This window comes from Cupriavidus sp. Met-2 (assembly GCF_049843575.1).
In the GTDB taxonomy this organism is placed as follows: Bacteria; Pseudomonadota; Gammaproteobacteria; order Burkholderiales; family Burkholderiaceae; genus Cupriavidus; species Cupriavidus metallidurans.
The window spans coordinates 1-2409 of record NZ_JBBHZL010000045.1; the positions used below are offsets into that span (position 1 = coordinate 1).

The window sequence follows — 2409 nt, forward strand, 5'->3', positions numbered from 1 at the left end:
GTGCAATGAGCCCGATTGCCTATTTGTAATCGCCGGGCAAGGCTGCAGCATGCGTACAATTTATACACTCGTTTTCATAGATCAACGAAGTCTCTAGAAAGGAGATGACTATGAAAACGAAGAAACACGCCTTGCTGTTTGCGGCGTTGCTGTTGGGTGGGATGTCGGCTTCGTATGCTTTGGAAATGACCGGGTTGAAACCGGGCGTGCCTGCGTCGACGGCGACGGCGCAGGCGATGGCGAAGCGTCACGCGACCTTGTATGGCGATCCAGCCGGCCAATCTCAGGCCAGTCGCATTATCGACGTGAAGCCAGGGATGCGGTATGTCAACGTGGACTCTGGCGAGACGGTGGCGTTTCGGGCCGGCGAGAAGATCGTCGCATGGACCTTCGCCCAGATGGTCAGGGATACGAGTGTGGACCTTGGCTTGTTGATGCCGGATCTGCCGGGTAGCGCTGGCGTGCGCGTCTATATTGATAGAAGCGACCTCTTCACAGGTGGCTGAACGTTGCTGAACCGGTGAACTACAGGCCCCGCACAATGCGGGGCCTTTTTCATCGTCATTGGCGTCGGTTCTGCCGCTTAGCAATACACGAGGCGATGGGAAGTTGTAGCACGCGCCACCGCATCATGAACGGCACCGGATTGACGCCGATGGAGGGAAAAAAAGCTTGCCCTCCGGGGAGGGCAAGCTTCGGAAGCTTTCGCCATCGGGATAAAGCGAAAGAGCACCAAGAGCCAAGCAACTGACGGGTGCCTGGCTCCCCCACAGAGGTCGGTCTGAGTTTCAGGGACGGCTTGCGTCAAATTCCGCGTGCGCCATCGGTGAACACATCACGCGGCCCAATACGCGAGCCGTCGGTAAATACGTCACGCTGGCCGAGGCGTGCGCCGTCGGTGAACACGTCGCGCTTGTCGATGCGTGCACCGCCGGCGTAAATGTCGTTGACTGCGGCGCGTCCGCCGTCGGTGTAGGGGTCGCGGGGACGGTGGATCTGGCCATCAGGGGTAGCAGCGATGGCGGAGCCGGCGGCAGCAATCGTGAGGGCAGCAGCAATCAGGGCAGTGTGAATCGTCTTCATGGAATCTCTCCGGAGTCAATGTTTGTGAGTCTCTAATCGCTCACCGTGTTCACAGTCTAGCTACCGGACCTGCTCCACTGAATTACCCGCGTATTACGATCCTGTCATAAAAAAATGCCTCCCGGTTGGGAGGCACAAACTCTCTTGAATTAACAAGAAAGTGTCGATTCTTTTGAGCTCGCTCAGAACTTGTGGCGTACGCCTACGACGACGCCGGTCTGATCCTTGCCAGGGACAACGTTGGTCGGGCTGCCGGTCGTCGAGTTGTAGCCGTTCATGCCCAGCTGCGAGTTGCCGCGGTTCAGTGCATAACCGACGTTCATATACACATCGGTACGCTTCGAGAAAGCGTAATCTGCCGAGGCAACGAACAGGAACGGGTCTGCGCCAGAATTGCGGCTGTCCGTGTAGTAGGCGGCGCCGGTCAGCGTCAGTGCGGGCGTCAGGCCATAGCGCAGGCCGGCCCAGTAAATGTTAGAACCGTTCGTCGGCAGCGCACCGACATTGCCGTTGTACCAGCGATAACCAATAAATGCCTTAGCCGGTCCGAAAGCGTAGCTCGCGCCAATTAGAGCGCGGCGGTCCTTGCGGTCGGCCGTGGCGACGGTGCTGCCCTGGATCTCGTCGTACACCGCGCCGACAGCGAGGGCGCCGGTTTCATACATGAGCGATACGCCCATGTTTCGATCGACCTTGTAGTTCCCCGGCACTTCGCCGCCGCCGGTGCGGCTAAAGCTGTAGAGGCCGGTGACCGTCAGGCCACTGAAGATGCCACGGTACTTGATAGCATTGTCAGCGCGACCCGCCAAGACGTCATCCATCTTGAAGAGCGAGTAGCGCGGCGCGAAGCCCATCGGGTCGAGTTGCAGCGTGGTGTCATACATTGGTGTCGTTTGACGACCCAACGTCAGTTGACCATATTTGCTACCCAATCCTACGAAGGCACTACGATCAAAAAGACGGGTGCTGTTGTTCTGTGCGCCGGTGTCGAACGAAATGCCGCTTTCCAATTCGAAGATGGCTTTCAGACCGCCGCCAAGGTCTTCGACGCCACGCAGGCCCCAACGCGACGTCGACATGTTGCCGGAGGTCATGCGAACCTGGTTCGAGCCACCGGGCGAAGCCGATGGGACGTTGCTCAGATACTCGATACCCGCGTCGGCCACACCATACAGCGTGACGCTCGATTGAGCGAATGCGGTTGTAGCGAACAGACCGAGGGATGCGACGGCAATGCGACTAATCTTCATGGATTCTCCTCATTAAGACCCGAAATTAATTTGGTGGGGGCGAGTATAGAAATCTGCAGATGACGGTCAGATTGCG

At 58.1% G+C, this 2409-nt stretch carries 3 protein-coding genes; 1 reads left to right on the forward strand and 2 read right to left on the reverse strand.

The window, feature by feature from the left end:
* The first annotated feature begins 104 nt into the window (after nt 1–104).
* Nucleotides 105–506 carry a copper-binding periplasmic protein CzcE gene (czcE, locus tag WD006_RS29275; protein WP_011514820.1) on the forward strand — a complete coding sequence of 134 codons (402 nt, stop codon included), beginning with the start codon at nt 105–107 and terminating at the stop codon, nt 504–506.
* Between the two features lie 298 nt (nt 507–804).
* Here czcE and WD006_RS29280 read toward each other — a convergent pair whose 3' ends face one another.
* On the reverse strand, nt 805–1083 hold the full coding sequence (locus WD006_RS29280; RefSeq protein ID WP_008646716.1) for a hypothetical protein: 279 nt from the start codon (nt 1081–1083) through the stop codon (nt 805–807).
* Nucleotides 1084–1265: 182 nt separating this feature from the next.
* Complete coding sequence (locus WD006_RS29285; protein ID WP_011229350.1) at nt 1266–2333, reverse strand: porin; 1068 nt, start codon at nt 2331–2333, stop codon at nt 1266–1268.
* Nucleotides 2334–2409: the final 76 nt, after the last annotated feature.